Raw genomic sequence first — 20,678 nt, forward strand, 5'->3', positions numbered from 1 at the left:
CCCGTCCGCTGGCCGTACCGGCAGCGTCCTCACCTGCTTAACTAGTTGACATTGCTGTCTGAACCGTTACACTGAAACTACAAGATAAAACCGAGGGTCCATCACTCCATCTCCAAATACTTCTTCACATACTGTCCCGTATAAGATATATCGCTCTTAGCGACCTCCTCCGGCGTTCCCCGGGCAATCACCGTGCCGCCCTTGTCACCGCCTTCCGGTCCGATATCAATCAGATAATCCGCCGTCTTAATCACATCCAGGTTATGTTCAATGACAACGACCGTATTGCCGCCGTCCGACAGTCTGCGCAGAATCTCGATCAGCTTATGGACATCGGCAAAATGCAGTCCCGTCGTCGGCTCATCCAGAATGTAGATCGTCTTTCCGGTTCCTCTCTTGCTCAGCTCCGTCGCCAGCTTGATACGCTGTGCCTCACCGCCCGATAATTCCGTGGACGGCTGCCCCAGGCGGATATAGGAAAGCCCCACATCGTAAAGCGTCTCTATCTTGCGGTAAATCGACGGTACATTCTCGAAAAATTTAAGCGCCTCCTCCACCGTCATGTTCAGAACGTCATAGATGCTCTTTCCCTTGTATTTAACGTCCAGCGTTTCTCTGTTATACCGCTTGCCTCCGCAAACCTCACACGGAACATAGACATCGGGAAGGAAATGCATCTCAATCTTGATAATTCCGTCACCGGTACAGGCCTCACAGCGGCCGCCCTTTTTATTAAAGCTGAAGCGCCCCTTATTATAACCCTTGGCTTTCGCATCGGATGTTGAGGCAAATAAATCACGAATCAAATCAAAGGCACCCGTGTAGGTTGCAGGGTTGGATCGCGGCGTACGGCCAATCGGAGACTGGTCGATCGCGATAATCTTATCAAGCTGCTCCACACCCTCAATCTTCTTATGCCTGCCTGGTATTGTGTGCGCGCGGTTCAGCTTCTTGGCGAGCGCCTTATATAGAATCTCATTCACCAGAGAGCTTTTCCCCGAACCTGATACTCCTGTCACACAGGTCATGACACCGAGCGGGAAGGAGACGTCAATATTCTTCAGGTTATTCTCCGCCGCCCCCTTTACCGTCAGCCAGCCGGTGGGCGTCCTGCGCTCCTTCGGGACGGGTATCCTCTCGCGGCCGCTCAGGTAAGCTCCCGTGATGGATTCCTTACATGCCATAATCTCATCGGCCGTTCCCACCGCAACAACATGGCCTCCATGTTCTCCGGCTCCCGGCCCGATATCCACGATACAGTCGGCCGCACGCATGGTATCTTCATCATGCTCCACCACAAGAACGGAATTGCCGAGATCCCTCAGATGCAGAAGCGTCTGCAGCAGCTTGTCATTATCCCTCTGGTGAAGTCCGATACTCGGCTCGTCCAGAATATAGGCAACACCGACCAGGCCGGAACCAATCTGGGTAGCAAGACGGATACGCTGCGCCTCGCCGCCGGACAGAGTGCCGGTAGCCCTGGACAGGGACAGATAATCAAGGCCCACATTAATCAGGAAAGACACCCTCGCCTTGATCTCCTTCAAAATCGGGGCGCCAATCGTCTCCTGCATCGTCGTAAGCTGAAGCTCGTCCAGAAATTCCCTGTACTTCACAATCGACATATTCGTCGCTTCGTAAATATTCTTATCTCCGACCGTAACGGCCAGTGCTTCCGGCTTCAGACGCTGGCCATGGCAGGCAGGGCAGGGTGTAATTCTCATATATGTCTCGTACTCCGCCTTCATGGATTCGGAAAATGTTTCCCTGTACTTCTTGTTCATGTTCTGTATCAGGCCTTCAAAGGCTATATCGTAAATGCCCTCCCCCCTCTGGCCCTTATAGCGGACTTTTACAATCTTTCCGCCGGTTCCCCCAATCAGGATGTCATGAACCTCCTTTGGGTATTCCTCAAACGGTGTGTCGAGGCTGAAATGGTATTCCTCCGCCAGCGCTTCCAGAATCGCTCCGCTGAAGCTGCCCTTGTCGCAACAGGACTGCCATCCCATCGCGACGATGGCGCCCTGTTTGATGCTGAGGCTCTTATCCGGTATCATCAGGTCTTCGTCAAATTCCATCTTATATCCCAGGCCATAGCAGTCCGGGCAGGCTCCGAAGGGATTATTAAAGGAAAAGCTTCTCGGCTCCACCTCGTCCACACTGATTCCGCAGTCCGGGCAGGAAAAGCTCTGGCTGAACATAATCGGTTCCTGGCCGAAAACATCTACCATCATCAGCCCGCCGGTCAGCCCCATAACCGTGTCTATGGAGTCGGAAAGCCGCTTCTCGATTCCCTCCTTCACCACCAGACGGTCAACCACTATCTCTATATTATGTTTGATATTTTTCTCCAGATCGATGGATTCCGTCAGCTCATATAGGTTCCCATCGATTCTGACACGCACGTAGCCGCTCTTCTTCGCCTGTTCCAGGACTTTCTCGTGGCGTCCCTTCCGTCCTCTTACAATCGGGGCCAGAAGCTGTATCCTGGTCTTCTCAGGAAGCGCCATAATCTGATCCACCATCTGATCCACGGTCTGCTTCTTGATCTCACGGCCGCACTTGGGACAATGGGGGATACCAATCCTTGCGTACAGAAGACGCATATAATCATAAATTTCCGTAACCGTCCCAACGGTGGAACGCGGGTTCCGGTTGGTGGACTTCTGGTCAATGGAGATGGCCGGGGAAAGCCCCTCTATGCTCTCCACATCCGGCTTCTCCATCTGGCCCAGGAACTGCCTTGCGTAGGAGGAGAGGGACTCCATGTACCGTCTCTGCCCTTCCGCATAAATCGTATCAAAAGCCAGTGATGATTTACCCGATCCCGACAATCCCGTCAGAACCACCAGCTCATTTCTCGGAATATCCAGTGAAACATTTTTCAGATTGTGCTCATTGGCACCACGGATTTTAATATATTGCTTCGCCATTTTTCTAACTCCTGTGTATACAGAACAGGTTCCATCCATACACTTCCGGCAGTGGGGAACCGTTCCGTTTCATTCAGCATTTTATCTGCTTCCTCTTATTGTTTTAACCTGTCTTAGCTATCCCAGTATATCATATCCGGCTGCGTTTTGCAAACATTTGTTCGGCACATTTTTCCGAATTTTATTGGTTTATTTGGCACGTTATTGGCGATTATGGGAATAACTAAGAAAAAATCCTTTTACAGGCTCCGGAATGGCTACCCCCGGAGTGTAAAAGGATTTCTTTCATTCTTATTTCTTTTCTTTCACCTGATATTACCGCTCTTCCCGGAAATAATTCATGCCGAGATGCGCCGGAATATGGCCGCCCTTATTCTTCCTCATGGAAGAGATGACAAGGACAAGAGCCGTAATCAAGAACGGCAGCGCGTCGAAGAATGCGGTCGGGATTGCATACGTATTCTTCGGTACGTAATATTTCAGTACCCGGAGCGCTCCGAAGATAAAGGAACCGTAAATTACATTCACCGGCTTCCAGGAAGCAAAGATAACGAGCGCTACGGAAATCCATCCCAGCCCCGCCACGCTGTCTCTCAGCCAGACGCCGCTGTTGATAATCATGGAGCAGTACGCCCCGCCGATTCCGCAGATAGCGCCGGAAAGCAGAATGTTGATATAGCGCCATTTTGTAACCTCAATACCGGCCGCGTCGGCGGCTCCCGGATTCTCCCCGATTGCCTGCACATTCAGGCCTACCTGGGTTTTGTACAGATAGATGCTTGCCAGGACGGCAATGACAAGCCCCAGATATACAAACGGATTGTAGGAAAACAGCAGCTCTCCCACCACCGGAATATCACTCAGCCCGGGAATATTAATATTTCTCATCTGAGCCGTGATTGTCTCCGGAAGCTTCAGCGTCCCTCCCTCGGAGCGCTCCAGCATAAACACGCCGATAAAATTGGAAAGCCCGACGCCGAAAATCGTCATGGTAAGACCTGTAACATTCTGGTTTGCCATAAAGGTAACGGTCAGAACTCCGTAAATCAGCGCGCCGAACATGCCTGCAGCCGCAGAGGCCAGAATTGCAACCAGAAAATTATCGGACAGATAACCTGCCATAAACCCGGCACAGGCGCCCAGGGACATCATACCCTCCACACCGAGATTCAGATGCCCTACTTTTTCACTTAAAATCTCTCCAACCGTGCCAAAAAGGAACGGAGTTCCCGCCAGTACCGCTGCCACAAGAAATTTAATTAAGATGTCTCCGCTCATGCCCCGGCACCTCCTTTCCCTCTCATCACAAATTTATACCGTATGAACAGCTCGCATCCCAGAATGAAGAACAGGATAATTCCCTGAAGCACGTCCGCACTGTCTGAGGACAGACCGAAGGAAGACTGCACAACGCTGCTGCCCTTTTCCAGAATGCTGAACAGAACCGTGACAATCAGAATTGCCGGCGGGTTGAGCTGTGCCAGCCATGCCACAATAATTGCGGTAAAGCCAACGCCTCCGGCCACGGCCGTCGTCAGCGTGACGTCTGAACCGGTTGCCTGAACCATTCCGCCGATACCGCATACGGCTCCGGAGAGGAACATCGTGCGAAGAATCACCTTTCTTACATTCATCCCCGCATACCGGGCAGTCTCCTGGCTCTCGCCCACCACGCCGATTTCATATCCCTGTTTGGAATATTTCATATAAACAAATACCAGTACAAGCAGCACAAGGGCAATAATCCAGCCGAACTGGATACCAAACACTTTGTCAAGAGCCGCATTCTTATCAAATCTGGCTATCTTTGCATATCCCTGTGAACCGGGATCGCGCCACGGCCCCTCTCTCAGGAACACGATAATATTGAGGGCTATATAATTCAACATCAATGTGAACAGAGTCTCGTTCGTATCGTATTTTGTCTTGAACCAGGCCGGAATCAGGCCCCAAAGTCCGCCCCCCACGGCTCCTGCGATGAACATGACAATCACCAGCACCCAGTGGTTCCATCCGGAATGAAACAGTGCAAAATAAGACGCGCAGATGCCGCCTGCAATAATCTGTCCCTCCGCGCCGATGTTCCAGAACTTCATCTTAAACGCCAGCGTTACTCCCAGCGACGCGATCAACAGCGGAATCGCAATTTTCACTGTCGCCTGGATGGCCATCCCGCTTCTGAGAGCACCAGTAATAATTGTTTTATAAATGACAAATGGATTCTGTCCGATTATCAGGATAAAAAGCCCGCCGGCCACCAGCGCCAGCAGAATCGCTTCCAGACGCAGGATAAATGTCTCCCTGCTGCCCAGCTCCGCTTTTTTCACTACACGGATTAACGGCTCATTCATGCTTTTTCCTCCTCTTCTGAAATAGGTTCCGGTATTTTATCTTGATCCGCCGAAAGCTCTTGTCCGGATGTCTCTTTCATCGCCTCAGCAGCCTCGGCGCCTGTCATCATCAGACCGATTTGCTCCTTTGTCACCGTCTTCGCATCGACCACTCCGGTTACTTTGCCGTGACAGAGTACCATCAGACGGTCGGACAGTTCCAGAAGCACATCCAGATCCTCACCGATATATATAACGGCGACTCCCTTTTTCTTCTGCTCATTCAGAAGATCATAGATTGTATAGGAGGAGTTGATATCAAGTCCTCTCACCGGATAGGCGGTGATTAATACCTGGGGACTTGACTCGATCTCACGCCCCAGAAGCACCTTCTGGACGTTGCCTCCCGACATCAGGCGGACCGGCGTATCCACTCCGGGCGTCACGATTGCCAGCTTCTCCACCAGCTTCTGCGCCAGCTCCCTGGCAGGCTTTCGTTCCACAAAGGGGCCTTTCCCCTCCGTGTAAGACTTCAGGAGCATATTATCCACCATGCCCATGGATGCCACAAGCCCCATGCCGAGCCTGTCTTCCGGGACAAAGCTCATACTGATTCCAAGCTTTATGATCTCCGCCGGAGTCTTGCCCACGATGTTTTCCTTATGATACAGGATCGCTCCTTTTTTGGCAGTCATCAGGCCGGTCAGCGTCTCGCAGAGTTCCTTCTGCCCGCTTCCCGCCACGCCGGCCACTCCCAGGATTTCCCCTGTCTTAATCTCAAAGGATACATCATCAAGCGCTATAGAACCGTCGCTTTTATCTACAGTCAAATCCACAACCTTTAGTATTGTATCGCGTTTTTCCATCTCAGGGCGCTCGATGTTTAAGCTGACCGGACGGCCCACCATAAGCTCCGTCAGCTTTTTCTCGTTACACTCGCTTGTATTCACCGTATCAATACTCCGGCCTTTTCTCAGAATTGTCACCCGGTCGCTGATGGAAAGCACCTCATGGAGCTTGTGCGTAATAATAATGATGGCACAGCCCTGTTCCTTCATCTTGCGGAGGATGGCAAATAATTTATCCGTCTCCTGCGGAGTCAGAACCGCAGTCGGCTCGTCCAGAATCAGAATCTGGGCTCCTCTATATAATACCTTTAAAATCTCAACCGTCTGCTTCTCACTGACAGACATATCGAAAATTTTCTTTTCAGGTTCGATTTCGAGTCCAAAAGACCGGCTGATCTGCTCAATCTTTTCTTTTAAAGCTTTTCTTCCCAGCCGCTTTCCGCCGGTCCCCAATACAATGTTGTCCATCGCGCTGAATACATCCACCAGTTTGAAATGCTGATGAATCATTCCTATCCCCAGGTTTCTGGAATCCACAGGCGAATTGATCGCCACCTCTTTTCCGCCCACCAGGATCGAACCGGAATCAGGATGATAGATGCCGGAAATCATATTCATAAGCGTTGTCTTACCGGAGCCGTTCTCCCCAAGAAGAGCCATAATTTCCCCGTATTTTACCGACAGGTCGATTTTATCATTGGCGACCACGCTTCCGAATACCTTTGTAATCTGTCTGCACTCAATGGCATACTGCTCTGTCATTTCTTCACCTCTTGTTTCGTTACAATTCACAGCCCCGCCAAAAATGCGTCTCTGCGAACAGTAATATGCTGCGCGATGCCCGCGGGACAGTCGCTGTAAATAGTAACCGTGATTCGGACGGCGTCAAAAAAGGGATGCCGCAAAATGAGAATTTATGTAATTCACCATTTTTAAGCATCCCTCATCTTTCAGCCTGTTTTAGTGGTATTATCTCATTCTGATAACATTATTTCTCAACAACGTTCTTGAAATACCAGTGAATGTTTCCTGTAATATCCGCGTCAGACATATGCTCGCCCTCTGTGCCCACGGTTGTACCGTCGTTGCACTCGATTACGCCGTCAAATACGTCCCATTCGCCGGAAACAATCTTAGCTTTTGCTTCTTCGATCTTCTCTGCTGTGCCTTCTGCACAAAGATCGGATAATGGAGCCAGGTCCACAAGACCTTCTTTTAAACCGCCGAAGTAATTCTCGCCTGTCCATGTCCCGTCAACGAGGCTCTGAACGGCTGATGTATAATATGCGCCCCAGTTCCATACGGTGGAAGTAAGAACTGCCTTAGGGGCATCCTTGCTCATGTCGGAGTTGTAACCAACGCCGTATACTCCGTTTTCCTCAGCCGCAAGCTGTGGGTTGGGTGTATCACAGTGCTGTCCGATTACGTCGCAGCCTTCATTAATTAAAGCTACGGCAGCCTGTTTCTCACCTTCCGGATCATACCAGCTGTTGGTTGTCTTGATATATACGGTCGCATCCGGATTTACAGAGTAAACACCCATGGCAAATGCATTGCATCCGCCTGTAACCTCTGCGTTGTCCTTGCCCCAGGCGCCTACATAACCAATCTTGTTGGACTCTGTCTTAAGGCCTGCTGCAATACCGGATAAGTATCTGGACTGGTAAATTCTTCCGAAGTAGTTATTGAAGTTAACGCCGTTTGATTTATATCCTGTACCATGGGAGAAGATAACCTCCGGGAACTCGTCTGCAAGCGCTTCGCATGCATCCATGTAACCCCAGCTTGTGGCGAAGATAATCTGGCATCCTTCTTCCACGCACTCTCTCATAGCCGTCTCAATTGCAGTCTGATCATCATCCGCTACATTGTTCTTGCGGATAATCTGGCTGTCTTCCAGACCTACTGCTTCCTGCATGGCAACAATGCCAAGATCATGTGCATAAGAATAACCGGAGCCGTCTGCCGGGTTTCCGATATGGATTACGCCGACCTTCAAATCTTCCTTCGGGATTGCCGGCATAACACCCTCTGCCGCCTTAGCCTCTCCTGTCTCTGCTCCTGCTTCTGCTGTCTCTCCGGCTGCTTCTGCCGCTGATTCGGTCTGTGCTGCGGTTGTTTCCTTGCCGGATGAAGATGAACATCCTGTGCAGAGGGAAAGTGCCATAGCTGCTGACAGTACCACGCTTAATACTTTTTTCATTTCTTTCCTCCTCAATAAAAATAAATGAATGTCAATACTGAACAATTATTACATTTTCTCCTAAGTTTTGCAAGAGATTTCACGGAATTTGTCGAGTTTTTTTCATATAACTTGTTTTAACGGCATAAGCCCCGCTTTACCGGGATTGCGGCTCTTCCGAACATTGATAACAACGATAACCTGCACGCTCCGGGTACAGGTAACCGCCTCCAATAAAAAGGGGAGGCTGCTTTACGGGAAATAAAGCAGCCTCTATATGGCACAAATAAAGAATTGTTATCTGAAATTCAAAAATCCGGTCCGGCTATTCTATCGGTTTTTCAGGCCGGATATGGCAAAGCCTCAAAAAAGCCTCCATAGCCTTTGTCATATATCTTCCTTTTTTGCGGGTCATAAAAATTTCCCTGCGCGCCAGAGGGTCTCCGATTTTATAATAAATCAGGGCATCCGTATCGGATACAAGGCTCAAAAGGCTGTTTCGGATAAACGCAATGCCGGAACCGGATTTCGCGACATAAAATGATGTCATAATCTGATCCAGGAATAACTCCACCTTAGGTTCAAAACCGGCATTCCTGCAAATCCCCCTGCTGCGCATACAAATATCGTTTTCCTCTTTTAAAAAGATAAACGGACAGTCCCGGAATGCCTGCATCGGCACCGGCTGTACATCTTTCCCCCTGAACGCGCCGTCCCTGGCCTGCGCAAATGCCATCTGAAAGCTCCGCAGCTTTTTATTTACTTCAAATTCAGCCGGGACGGCCAGAATTATCTGTTCATAGTCGTAGAGATACCGTTCCACCTCATCCCCGGCCGGAATTGCCGTCTCAAGCAAAAGGTCAATCGAATCATCCAGGAGTCCTGCCCGGAGTTCCCTGATATTCCCCTCATGGATTTCCACCGATACGCCCGGATACTTATTCTTAAACCGTTTCAAAAGTCCCGCCAGAAGGTAAGCACAGAAAAAAGAAGAACTGCCTACCGAAAGATGTCCCGTGTTCAAATCCGCCATATCTTTGAAATATGCGTCCATATTCTTCTCAAGACGCATAAACTGTTCCGCGCATTTGATATAATACTCCCCCTCTTTCGTCACGGTAAGGGGGATTGTGCTTCTGTCAAATATCTGGCAGCCGATTTTGGCCTCCGCTTTTCTCACCATGGCGCTTACAGCCGATTGGCTCACAAACAGTTTCTGCGCCGCTTTTGAAAAACTCTTTTCCTGATATACCAGATAAACATATTCCATCTCAACTGACGCCATTGCCTCCCCCTTATCCTTTCACTCCCGGTATCAATCCGCCTGTCCGGTTCTTTGTTCTGACTATCCCAGACTGTAGAATATCGGTCCGCTGGGTCCCAGCGGAATTTTAAACAATACAAACACAATTAAAATGACGCTCCACGCAATTCCCATGACCAGTGAATAGGGCAGCATATTTGAAAACAGGGTTCCCCATCCCGCCTTCTTATCGTATTTCTGCACGTACGATAAAAGAATCATCACATATGGGAACAGAGGAGAAAGCACGTTTGTAATTGAGTCTCCGATTCGGTATGACATCTGCGTAACAGAGGGATGGAGGCCCAGAATCATGAACATCGGAACGAAAATCGGAGCCATGATTGCCCATTTTGCCGATGCACTGCCTATGAACAGGTTGATAATCCCCGAAACAATAATCAGTCCGATAATTAAGCCGATACCCGTGATGCCCGTATTCTCAAGAAACTCGGCGCCTTTAACGGCAAATACGGTAGCCAGATTGCTCTGTGAAAACCAGGAGGTAAACTGTGCCGAGACAAATACAAGCACAATATAACCGCCCATATCCTTCATCGCAGCTATCAGCATATTGACAATATCCTTACTGCTTTTTACCGTGCCTGCCACTCTGCCGTACACAACAGCCGGAACAAAGAACATAATGGTTACAATACTGATAATCCCCTTCATAAGCGGTGAATTATTGCTCATAATCGACCCTGTTTCCGGATCCGCCAGGAATGCATCCGGTCCGATGCAAAGAGCCACGATTGCCAGACAGATTGCGATAAAACAGACACCTGCCCATTTTATTCCCTTTTTCTCCTCCGGCGCAAGATTGGCATCATGCTCCAGGCGGACATCGCCTTTATATTCCCCTAATCTTGGCTCTACAATTTTATCAGTTGTGATTACGCCTGTAAATAATAAAATAAAGGTAGAGATAATGAGGAAATAATAGTTCATTGCAATATTGCCGCTGAATCCCGGATCGATACTCTGGGCGGCCGATATGGTAAACGTTCCGGCCAGAACATCGCTCATGGAGATCAGAAGATTAGCCGCCATACCCGTCGATACGGACGCATATGCCGCAAAAATACCCACAAGAGGGTTTCTCCCCACGGAAAGAAACAGCAGGGCCGCAAGTGGCGGCAGGACAATCCATCCGGCATCTCCGGCCTGGTTTGCCATGATGCCTGCAAACACGACAATAACGGTTACGGTTCTGCCGCTGGCCCTGGCGCCCGCCAGCCGGACCATCGAGGTAAGCCAGCCGCTTTTTTCTGCAAGGCCGCAGCCCAGCATTATAGTCAGCACGGCTCCCAGTGGTGCAAATCCCAGGAAATTACTTGGGAAGTTGATTAATATTTTTTGGAGATTTGCGATTGTTAGCAGGTTAACCGCGGTAATCGTCTCCCCCGTACCGGGATGGACCACGCTGGCTCCGGCAGTAAAATACGAAATAATTAACAGAAGAACGCAGAGAAATGCAAACAGTACAACCGGATCAGGCAGCCTGTTTCCTGCCTTTTCTATTTTTGCAAGGATCCTGATATACATTGGTTCCCTGTCTTTCTCACTCTTTATTCCTGCATTTTCATTCATGATGTTCCCCTCCTCATTAAAATGACGCTTATCCGTTTTCTATTCGAAGTACGGCCTTACCCCTTCAGCCGTTTTCATTCACATTCCTTCGAAAAAATCCGGAACCCTTCTCTTATTCCATCCATATCAAAACCGGACATCAGCATAAGAATCAGAAGCAGTCTTGCTTTTCTTCCGTCCAGAAAGCCGGAACTGATAAGCCCTTTGGAAAGCAGAGACGTCTCCGAACCTGGGTAGCCTGCATAAGTTCCGGTGAGCATGTCCCCCCGGCCGATTCTGGATGCCAGAACTACCGGCATTTTATCCGCAAGCTGTTTCAGTGTCTCCACCAGCTCCGATGGCGTGTGGCCTCCTCCCATCGCTTCCAGAACCAGGCCGTCTATTTTGCAGTCTAGCGCACACTTTAGCAGTTTCCCGTCATCTCCGACAGGAACGGCGTAAATTGGAACGGATACAGGCTGATCCGGTCTTTTCCCATCCACATTCCACTTATTTATTGCAAGTCCGGGGATTCTTCTTTGCAGCGGCTTCATACGGATGCTTGGCTTTCCTTCCGCCAGATACCCGAGAGGTCCGCATTCTGCCGCAAAAGCCTCGGTACTCTGTGGATGAATTTTTCTCACATATAAAGCCGGGTAAATTGCATCATTAAAAACCACCATCACGCCGAGTTCTCTGCACCGGCTGCAGGAGACGGTCCGGATTGCCGCCAGAAGATTGGCCGGCCCGTCTGCTCCCCTCATGTCGGGATTTCGCATTGCGCCTGTCACGGCCACCGGTTTTTCTGAATCCAGCAGCATCTCCAAAGCAAAGGCTGTCTCCTCGATTGTGTCCGTCCCCTGGACCACCACCACGCCCTCTGTCTCCCCCTCTAACAAGGACTGGATTTCGGCCGCTAACCCGATGATATCGCTTATCACCATCGAAGAACTTGATTTTTGCCTGAACGCCTTCACCGTAATATCGGCTTCTTTTTTCACCTCATCAAGTGAATCTATAAAACCTGTCAGATCCCCTATTTGAGGAACCCCGTTTTTCCATGTATAGGCAATCGTCCCTCCCAAAGTCAAAACACTGATATTTTTCAACACATTCCTCTCCTTTACTGTCACTGAGTATTTATTTTGCCGTCCGCTCTCCGTATAATGCGCTGCGCTGCGTATCCGCAATCTGATAGTTAAGCTGCATTTCCTGCGCTGTTTTCACCCCGGCTTTCGTGGTTAGAAACGTTCCTCCGCTCCCCGTTACCCGGCCGTGATCCATAATTCTTTTTCCGCCGGCAAAGCTCATTGCCGCGTCAAGACGTTTCATATCCAATACCGTTATATCGGCATCTGCTCCGATTCCCAGATTTCCTTTTTGGTGCAGCCCGAACGTCTCCGCCGGATTGACCGAGCATTTTTCCACAATCTCTTTCAGTGACAAATATCCAAGCCGGTAAAACGGGAGTAATTTCTGTACCAGTCCGTTTCTGGGAAATCCTCCGCCATCTGTCGCCGCCAGCTCGATTAAGGGGGAGCCGCCAGGTATCCTGCGCTCTGTCAGGCAAGCCGACGCAACCGGGGCCAGATTGGCGGGAAAGCTCACATTTATGTTGGTGTCGCGGCCGGACCAGTATTGGAATGCATCCTCTTTATTTAATAGTACGTTTTCCTCTTTCAGGGATGCAATTGCACAAACGGTTCCGTCCTTCATCGCTTTCGCCAGTCCTGCCTGGGTAGACTCGTAACCAAACATCTTCAGGCAATTGACGGTGATAGCGTCGCAGGGTATTCCATTCCTGCATGCACCGCTGGTTCCGTTGTTTACAGCCATGTGGGAATCCGAAATAATATTCGGATTTTCTCTGAGCATCTGAAATGCGTCTCTCAATTCTTCCAGGTAATGATACCGGTTTCCACGGCAGTAGGCATTAATGTGGGCCATCAGAAGCCTCTGTCCCCGCGCAAATTCAACCGCTTCCTGTAAGCCGTATATATCGCTTCTCTGCTGCGTACTCCCTGCATGGCAGGCTATCATTACTTTTTTAGCATTTGCTTCCTCCACACACAGCCTGGAAGACTCCGGGGTAAGAGGATAATGGCCGCCGAGGATTTTAAGTCCCAGAGAGCCGTTTTTCAGGGATTGCTCCAGAAACCTTCTGACCTGCGTTCTGGAGGGCGACTGTCCAACCTCTCCGGGAAGCACTGCGTCGATACAGCCAACGTTCATTCCGCATCCGTGTGATGAAATCTGGGACGAGATATCGGTCACAGGCCCCGCGTAATCAATAATCGTCGTCACTCCGGTTTTGGCCGCCATATAATACCCGACTCTGCCGCCCAGCAGCTTTGTTACATGCACATGCATGTCGATGACTCCCGGAATCACCGTCAGGCCGGAAACATCGTATGTCTCTTCTCCATGCGGCAGTTCTTTTTCCAGTTCCGCTATCCTGCCTTCTCTTATCCCTATATCAAGACGCTCATCCACATGGTGAACCGGGTCAAATACACGGCCGCCTTTTAATACAACGTCAAATCTCATCTGTTCCTCCGTTCATACCGTCCCGCAGCGCGCTTTGCAGGGACAGGCTCTATTACGCTTCTATACTGAAACTTTCTTTTTCCATCCGTTCTCATGAGGGATGTATTTATTATAACGATTTTCCGGCAGGATATAAAATGTCATAAATACATTCATATAAGTTAGAAACCGCTGTTTATACCTGATTTCTGTTTATGCCCCTTACTCCAGGGCAGAACGATAACCTGCACGCTCCGCGCACAGGTTACCGCCATCAATGAAAATACCCTGGCGGCAATTTAATTCTGCCACCAGGGTATAAGTACATTTTAATATTCATTCAGAGGACAATATTTTATCATTTGGGGACTCTGCATCTAAGCTTCGCAGGTGTCTTTAAGATTCAATCTCCGAGACAATTTCCGCCGTACCAACGGCTCCGGCTTTTTCGTTGAGTATCTCCATAAATTCTTCACCTGTAATCGTCTCTTTTTCCAGGAGATAATCGGCCAGTTCGTGGAGTTTTTTCTCATTTCCCATCAAGATTGATTTTGCCTTCTCATAGGCATCTTTGACCATCTCTATTACTTCATTGTCAATTCTTGATGCAGTTTCCGCAGAACAGGCCAGCGAAGCATCTCCGCCCAGATACGCATTATTCACCGTCTCCAGAGCTACCATGCCGAACTGTTCGCTCATACCATACCGTGTGACCATGGCTCTTGCTATCTTTGTTGCCTGTTCGATATCATTGGATGCGCCGGTCGTAATGGAATGAAAGATCAACTCCTCCGCTGCCCGGCCGCCTGTCAGTGTCACAATCTTATTAAACGCCTCGTCTTTGCTCATCAAAAATCTCTGATCTGCCTCTACCTGCATTGTATATCCGAGCGCACCCGATGTTCTCGGTATAATTGTAATTTTATGAACCGGAGCTGAATGGCTCTGTAAAGCCGCTACTAAGGCATGACCAACTTCATGGTAGGATACAATCTTTTTCTCATCCGTTGAGACGCCGGCGTCTTTTCTCTGATATCCTGCAATTACCGTCTCCACACTTTCTTCCAGATCGGCCTGCGATACGGTCTTCCTTCCCATCCTGACCGCCCTCAGGGCCGCCTCATTAATAATATTGGCAAGCTCCGCTCCGCTGGCACCGCTGGTGGCCCTGGCGATTGCATTGAAATCTACTGTTTCGTCAATTTTCACCTGCTTTGAGTGTACCTTAAGAATTGCCTCCCTGCCCTTCAAATCAGGAAGCTCGGCCGGGATTCTTCTGTCAAAGCGGCCCGGTCTCAGGAGCGCCTTATCCAATGATTCGGGACGGTTGGTTGCGGCCAGAATAACAACACCCTTCCGTCCGTCAAATCCATCCATCTCTGTAAGAAGCTGGTTTAATGTCTGTTCCCGCTCATCATTGCCTCCCATGCCTGCACCGTCACGCTTCTTACCAATTGTATCGATCTCGTCAATAAATACGATACAGGGTGCTTTTTCATTCGCCTGCTTGAAGAGATCGCGGACTTTTGCAGCGCCCATTCCCACAAACATTTCTACGAATTCCGATCCGGATATTGAGAAAAACGGAACATGCGCTTCACCCGCAACCGCTTTTGCAAGGAGCGTCTTACCGGTTCCCGGAGGGCCTACAAGCAAAGCTCCTTTCGGAAGTATAGCGCCAATCTCCGCATACTTCTGGGGATTATGCAGGAAATCGACAATTTCCTGCAGCGCCTCCTTGGCCTCGTCCTGGCCGGCCACATCGGCAAATGTCTTGCCTGTCTCCGATTCCGCGTAAATTTTCGCATTGGACTTTCCAAATGTCATTGCGTTGCCTCCGCCCATCCGTTTCATCATTGCACGGCTCATCAGCTGGCCAAGTCCAATAAAAATAATCAGCGGAAGAATCCAGGTAACCAGAAAATTCAGAAGAGGGGATGCCTGGGTCGGAATCTCAGAGCTGTATTTCACTACGCCGGCATCCGTAATCCGCTGCTGCAAATCGTCTCCCGGAAATGAACCTGTCTTATAGTTAATTTTCCACTTACTGTCTTTCAGAGTGTATACTATTTCGCCATTCGTAGTTACATAAACCTCATCTACATTTTTCTTGTTCAGTTCATCTACAAACTGATCGTATCTGACCTGCTCCGTCCGGTCCATCAGGGACGGAAAAATAAAAATATTAAGCAGCATCAATACCAGCATGACCAGTCCATAATAATATAGGAAAGATTTTTTAGGTGCTTTATTGCCGTCGTTGCTCTCTTTCATGTTGTTCTCCTCTTATTTGTATCATTGTTTTATATAATAACCATATCAGGCGCTTTTTAAAATTGGCGGAGTTTTGTACGAATCTCCTTCAATTTTTTCATCGCACTGATTTATTAAATATATACCTCTTATATTTATATTTGTCAATATTTAATAGTCAATATTTATTTACTTTTAATAAATATTGACTTGTATTTCGAAATATGCTAGGATGTGAACGTGGGCTAATCATCTGATTCCCTACTAATATGCTTGTAATTAACTTTATATTTTATTTGGAGGAGTTATTTATGGAGAATATAGAAAACAGAATAAATTGTGAAAGCGGCGGAAGACCGGACATTAATTCCGTGGGTGTACATTTTCTTGAATTTGCCGTTGCTTTCCTTACTCTGGCCAAATGCCAGTACCAGCATGAAAATGACGTCAAAGTAAATTCCCTCCCCTTTTTCACCCTGGTGGCACTTGATAATTGGGCTGATGTGGATTATACCATGTCGGAACTTGCCGATAAATTACAGATAACCAAGCAGCAGCTTTCCAAAATGATCAATGTTTTAGAGGAAAAGGAACTGGTGGAGCGCATCCACGATAAGGAAAACCGTCGGCGTGTTTATATCCGTATCTGTGACCGCGGCCGTGCGATGATGGACGATATAAAAAGGGGGATGCTTGAATCAACTCTTTACGGACTCAGTTCCTATACGGATGAAGAACTCAGGGAGATGGATTACTGCATACGAAAGCTGACGGAATTGATGGAGAAATTTAATATAGGCAATTGCGGGGATGCAGATGAATAGAGCCCGGTAGCGGTAAGTTAGTTTATCCGGCGATTTATATACGGCAGATGCAGATTATGAACAAAAGCATAATCTGCATCTGCCGCATTCTTGTATATTTATGTAATTCAAAATATAATTTTCTTCAGCTCTTCTTTCCATTCATTGTCGGCTTCTATAATTTTCCTTATCCGAAGTATAATGACCTCGTAATGCAATTAGGAATTTCGAAAAATATTTCAAAAAGAAAAAAGGAGAGTGCATTAATTATGAGAAAGCAGACTAAATTAGTTGCAGTTTTATCTGCAGCAGCTTTACTCGCTATGGGTGCTTCCATGACATCTTTCGCCGCTGGTTGGGAAAAAGATGACGCTGGTATCTGGCACTATTATGACAGCGATGATGAGATGGTAACCGATGAGTGGAAAAAGGATGGTGCTTACTGGTTCTATCTTGACGAAGACGGCGAAATGCTTACAGACAGCTGGGTTGATGATGAATATTACGTAGACGGTGACGGACGTATGCTCGTAAATTCCTGGATTAAGACTCTGGCTGATGATGAGGAAGATGATCCGGATGACGGTGGTGAGCATTGGTATTACTTCGGAAACAAAGGTAAGAAAGTTACTGATGATTCCAAGAAGATCAATGGAAAGACATACTACTTCAACGAAGACGGTGAGATGTTAACAGGCTGGCACCAGGATGGCGATGACGCTTTCTATTTAGGTGGTGAAGACGAAGGCTGGAGAGCTGAGAGCCAGTGGTTATGGCTTGAGAAATCCGGACTCGACGAAGATGACTTAGATGATGATGACAACCTGGAAGTTGTTCTCGGCTGTACAGAAGATGACGACTGCGATGACGAAGGTTGGTATTACTTCCAGTCTTCCGGTAAAGTTTATACCGGCGCAAACAAGAAAAAGATTAATGGAAGATACTATATGTTCAACAATCATGGTCAGATGCTGTATGAGTGGATTAACGGTACGGCAAAGACTGTAAGCTCAAATGCGCAGCTTGATGGTGTGGCAAGTGCCGGTTCCGCAAGCGTTGAGGATATGAGATACTACAACGCTGTTGAAGAAGGCTGGAGAGCAGACGGCTGGTATGAAATGGATGGTTCTGAAGACGTAGGTACAGATGGTGATACAGACTGGTACTACGTAGATGACGGTGAAATCAAATACGCTGATGGCGGTTATAAAGACGAAGCCACTTACGATGAAGATGGTAAGATGGTTTACGTTCAGAGAATCAAAATCAATGGAAAATATTTTGCATTCAATGAAAAAGGCCAGATGCAGGATGGTTTACAGTATATCAACGCTGACAGCGGCTTCTACTACTTCGACGAGAATGGCTACCAGAAGACAGGCCGTGTAACAAGTGTAGAGTGTGATGATGATGATTACACCTTCTACTTCAACACTAAGAACGGTAAGAATGGTCAGGGCTACAAGGGACTGAAAGATGACTATCTGTACTTTAACGGTAAGAGACTGGATGCTGATGATGATTACAGACTCTATTACTATGATGGAGACATCTATCTGGTAAATAAAAAGGGTAAAGTTCAGAAATCTTCCAAGAAGTATGACCTTGAAAACAAGGGAATTGCTGAGGATGATGTAGAAGTAACAATTAGTGGCAAGAAAGTTACCAAGATTAAAGGTTCCAATTTTGAGTATACTGATGATGAATTAGTTGCTGAAATGATTAACGAAATCAACGGTAATTATGAAAATGTTACTGACGATATGATCTTATCAGTACCGTTTATCCAGCTTTACGATGATGACCTTTACACTTATACCGAAATCAAGGAAAATTCAACCCCAACAGAAGGTTGGTTAGGACTTAACAACCCAAATAAATAAATTTTATAACAATTCAAAATTCTATGATTAAAAATGGGCGGTGGAAAATCCACCGTCCATTTTAAATAAATTATTCAGCTGTTAATTCACCTAAAAAGTCACCATCTGCAGCAGCTCTGGTTAATGGTTTTTCAGTCCAATCACCATCATACAGTGCAATATGCGGCCATTCATATACAAACAGAGTACCATCGTTGAATGCTGGTTTCGTCAGTTCTTTATCTGTATAAAGTCCTTCAACCGTATCACCGTTACCGAATTTTACGTAAAGATCATCGCCATTTTCTTCGATATCATATTTCTTGGAAGAGGATTTCTGACTCTTACCAGATGCATTGCAAGATAGTATCTGAATGATACTGTATATTAGGAAACGAATCAATTCTAAAATCACGTTTATATTAATTGCTTTTTATATAGTTTCAATCATATCGCGAAATGAAATTAGAAAAATATGTCTGGACTGTGCTGCTTTCGCAATACAATCCTGTGTAAATGAATCTTTAGCAAAAATGTAATACCATTTCTTTTCCATATAGAACAGGGAGCCTTGTGCTAATAAATCATTCAACACATCACACCCAACCGGGGCGTTCTGCCATTTACATTCACCCAGAAGAATATTATCATCATCAATTGCTGCAATATCTATTTCCTCCTGGCGTTTTTCGACAGGATTATTCCCCCACCAACGTCCGGATTTACTGTAAATAAACGGAGCTTCTGCTATAATTTGAGGCAGGTAAAGATACTGCCGACATATCTCTTCAAAGACCAGGCCCATATAATGATTCAACTGAGGTTTTACCTGTTTTTCATAGATGATACTTCCAATGCCCCGAACAATTCCGCTGATATTCGGACTCACAAAGCGATACCAAAAACGGAACATCTGATCCTCCAATAAATAAATTGTTTTCCGGCTGGATTCCTTTTCCGTAATGGGAACTTCCTTTCGGACGATTCCCAGTTCAATCAGCGCCTGTAAGAGGTTGCTTGCAGCGCCGGTTTCTATCCCAGCCTTTGTTGCAATTTCATTCATTTTACTGGCACCGCCGGCAATGGCGCCTATGACAGAATTATATGTGGACGGATCACGGAGTTCCTGTTTTAAAAGGTTGGAAGGTTCCTCGTAGAGACGGCCGCTTTCTGTAAAAAAAAGCTCCACAATATTTTCGTCCAAAGTCAACTTGGATGAAATGCGGCTGATATACTCCGGTATACCTCCAGTAATTCCATATAGGATTGCCTGTTCTTCCGATGAAAAGGAAGGACACATCGCCCTAGTCTCAAAAAAGGTGAAAGGATGGATTTTAAACTGAGCTGTTCTTCGTCCATAGAGAGGGCTCTGGTATCCTAAAACCTGATGTTCCATAAAACTCATAGAAGAACCGCAAAGAATTAGGAAGAGCTGGCTGTTTTGCCAGCTATGGTCTATATGTGCCTGCAAAAGGGACGAGATAGCCTTATAACTTGATGCAAGATATGGATATTCATCAATTACCAGTATAAGGCGTCTTTCCATGCAGATTCCGTCAATATACGTCAAAAGCTCATCATAGCTTGAGAATGATGGAGATGGGGCATTCGGATTGACGGTTTGGAAAACGGCTTTGGAAAATTGCTTTAGATTCTCCTGACCGGTTGCTTCAGATGCGACAAAAAATATAGTCTCTTTATCACGACAAAATTCATTAATCAGAGTTGTTTTCCCAACGCGCCTTCTTCCGTAAAAAACGGCCAGTTCAAATTGGGCGCTTGAGTACATACTCTCTAGCTTATTTAATTCACGCTGTCTTCCAACAAACATATAGTTCTCCTTTATCTATATCTAAATTACTAATTTATAATTTAGTAATTTTATCATAAGCTAATTCGTGATTTTTGTCAAGGGTTTAAATCTAAAACCAAATTCAACAGGAGTGTTTGCCTTTAAATAATTATTCATATAAATGTCTTATAAAATTTCTGTTTTCGATTACCTTTATTCAATAATTACATCTTTTCTTACTTTTCCATATCCGAAGTATAATGACCTCGTAATG

14 protein-coding genes are annotated in these 20,678 nt (G+C 47.1%); 2 read left to right on the forward strand and 12 right to left on the reverse strand.

What is annotated here, in order from left to right:
* Positions 1-101 precede the first annotated feature (101 nt).
* The 10 genes from uvrA to ftsH all read right to left on the reverse strand — a co-directional run bounded on the left by uvrA (position 102) and on the right by ftsH (position 15,968).
* Positions 102-2,933 carry an excinuclease ABC subunit UvrA gene (uvrA, locus tag CLOSYM_RS18225; protein WP_021643268.1) on the reverse strand — a complete coding sequence of 944 codons (2,832 nt, stop codon included), beginning with the start codon at positions 2,931-2,933 and terminating at the stop codon, positions 102-104.
* Between the two features lie 315 nt (positions 2,934-3,248).
* Positions 3,249-4,211, reverse strand: a complete 963-nt coding sequence (locus CLOSYM_RS18230) for an ABC transporter permease (RefSeq protein WP_003502173.1) — start codon at positions 4,209-4,211, stop codon at positions 3,249-3,251.
* The gene (locus CLOSYM_RS18235) at positions 4,208-5,284 is read right to left on the reverse strand and encodes an ABC transporter permease (protein WP_003502171.1); all 1,077 of its coding nucleotides are present in this window, start codon (positions 5,282-5,284) and stop codon (positions 4,208-4,210) included. Before CLOSYM_RS18235 ends, CLOSYM_RS18230 begins: the two co-directional genes overlap by 4 nt.
* On the reverse strand, positions 5,281-6,873 hold the full coding sequence (locus tag CLOSYM_RS18240) for an ABC transporter ATP-binding protein (RefSeq protein ID WP_003502170.1): 1,593 nt from the start codon (positions 6,871-6,873) through the stop codon (positions 5,281-5,283). Before CLOSYM_RS18240 ends, CLOSYM_RS18235 begins: the two co-directional genes overlap by 4 nt.
* 226 nt (positions 6,874-7,099) lie before the next feature.
* Complete coding sequence (locus CLOSYM_RS18245) at positions 7,100-8,314, reverse strand: BMP family ABC transporter substrate-binding protein (protein WP_003502167.1); 1,215 nt, start codon at positions 8,312-8,314, stop codon at positions 7,100-7,102.
* A gap of 304 nt (positions 8,315-8,618) precedes the next feature.
* On the reverse strand, positions 8,619-9,578 hold the full coding sequence (locus tag CLOSYM_RS18250; protein ID WP_021643271.1) for a LysR family transcriptional regulator: 960 nt from the start codon (positions 9,576-9,578) through the stop codon (positions 8,619-8,621).
* A 60-nt stretch (positions 9,579-9,638) separates the two neighbouring features.
* Positions 9,639-11,189 (reverse strand): AbgT family transporter, encoded by a 1,551-nt coding sequence (locus CLOSYM_RS18255; RefSeq protein ID WP_021643272.1) that lies wholly within the window; start codon positions 11,187-11,189, stop codon positions 9,639-9,641.
* A gap of 74 nt (positions 11,190-11,263) precedes the next feature.
* Positions 11,264-12,280: an asparaginase gene (locus CLOSYM_RS18260; protein ID WP_024739123.1), complete on the reverse strand. Its 1,017-nt coding sequence runs from the start codon at positions 12,278-12,280 to the stop codon at positions 11,264-11,266.
* A 28-nt stretch (positions 12,281-12,308) separates the two neighbouring features.
* The gene (locus CLOSYM_RS18265; protein WP_021643274.1) at positions 12,309-13,715 is read right to left on the reverse strand and encodes an amidohydrolase family protein; all 1,407 of its coding nucleotides are present in this window, start codon (positions 13,713-13,715) and stop codon (positions 12,309-12,311) included.
* Positions 13,716-14,090: 375 nt separating this feature from the next.
* A complete protein-coding gene (gene ftsH, locus CLOSYM_RS18270; protein WP_003508422.1) occupies positions 14,091-15,968 on the reverse strand; it encodes an ATP-dependent zinc metalloprotease FtsH in 1,878 nt (625 codons plus the stop codon).
* A gap of 290 nt (positions 15,969-16,258) precedes the next feature.
* Here ftsH and CLOSYM_RS18275 point away from each other — a divergent pair, with 290 nt between their 5' ends.
* On the forward strand, positions 16,259-16,771 hold the full coding sequence (locus tag CLOSYM_RS18275) for a MarR family winged helix-turn-helix transcriptional regulator (RefSeq protein WP_044902823.1): 513 nt from the start codon (positions 16,259-16,261) through the stop codon (positions 16,769-16,771).
* 248 nt (positions 16,772-17,019) lie between these two features.
* Positions 17,020-18,633 (forward strand): PspC-like choline-binding domain-containing protein, encoded by a 1,614-nt coding sequence (locus CLOSYM_RS18280; protein ID WP_003508407.1) that lies wholly within the window; start codon positions 17,020-17,022, stop codon positions 18,631-18,633.
* A 70-nt stretch (positions 18,634-18,703) separates the two neighbouring features.
* Here the strand turns inward: CLOSYM_RS18280 and CLOSYM_RS18285 are convergent, their stop codons facing one another.
* The gene (locus CLOSYM_RS18285) at positions 18,704-19,027 is read right to left on the reverse strand and encodes a hypothetical protein (RefSeq protein WP_021643278.1); all 324 of its coding nucleotides are present in this window, start codon (positions 19,025-19,027) and stop codon (positions 18,704-18,706) included.
* Between the two features lie 18 nt (positions 19,028-19,045).
* Entirely contained in the window at positions 19,046-20,443 is a 1,398-nt protein-coding gene (locus CLOSYM_RS18290; protein ID WP_003502151.1) for an ATP-binding protein, read from the reverse strand.
* Positions 20,444-20,678: the final 235 nt, after the last annotated feature.

Source organism: [Clostridium] symbiosum ATCC 14940, from assembly GCF_000466485.1.
GTDB lineage: Bacteria > Bacillota > Clostridia > Lachnospirales > Lachnospiraceae > Otoolea > Otoolea symbiosa.

Bases quoted from the DNA above. Each gene is read 5' to 3' on its own strand.
- CLOSYM_RS18240 (WP_003502170.1), bottom strand. From the start codon at position 6,873: ATGACAGAGCAGTATGCCATTGAGTGCAGACAGATTACAAAGGTATTC.
- CLOSYM_RS18275 (WP_044902823.1), top strand. From the start codon at position 16,259: ATGGAGAATATAGAAAACAGAATAAATTGTGAAAGCGGCGGAAGACCG.
- CLOSYM_RS18280 (WP_003508407.1), top strand. From the start codon at position 17,020: ATGAGAAAGCAGACTAAATTAGTTGCAGTTTTATCTGCAGCAGCTTTA.
- CLOSYM_RS18255 (WP_021643272.1), bottom strand. From the start codon at position 11,189: ATGAATGAAAATGCAGGAATAAAGAGTGAGAAAGACAGGGAACCAATG.
- CLOSYM_RS18265 (WP_021643274.1), bottom strand. From the start codon at position 13,715: ATGAGATTTGACGTTGTATTAAAAGGCGGCCGTGTATTTGACCCGGTT.
- CLOSYM_RS18250 (WP_021643271.1), bottom strand. From the start codon at position 9,578: ATGGCGTCAGTTGAGATGGAATATGTTTATCTGGTATATCAGGAAAAG.
- CLOSYM_RS18230 (WP_003502173.1), bottom strand. From the start codon at position 4,211: ATGAGCGGAGACATCTTAATTAAATTTCTTGTGGCAGCGGTACTGGCG.
- CLOSYM_RS18290 (WP_003502151.1), bottom strand. From the start codon at position 20,443: ATGTTTGTTGGAAGACAGCGTGAATTAAATAAGCTAGAGAGTATGTAC.
- CLOSYM_RS18245 (WP_003502167.1), bottom strand. From the start codon at position 8,314: ATGAAAAAAGTATTAAGCGTGGTACTGTCAGCAGCTATGGCACTTTCC.
- ftsH (WP_003508422.1), bottom strand. From the start codon at position 15,968: ATGAAAGAGAGCAACGACGGCAATAAAGCACCTAAAAAATCTTTCCTA.
- uvrA (WP_021643268.1), bottom strand. From the start codon at position 2,933: ATGGCGAAGCAATATATTAAAATCCGTGGTGCCAATGAGCACAATCTG.
- CLOSYM_RS18235 (WP_003502171.1), bottom strand. From the start codon at position 5,284: ATGAATGAGCCGTTAATCCGTGTAGTGAAAAAAGCGGAGCTGGGCAGC.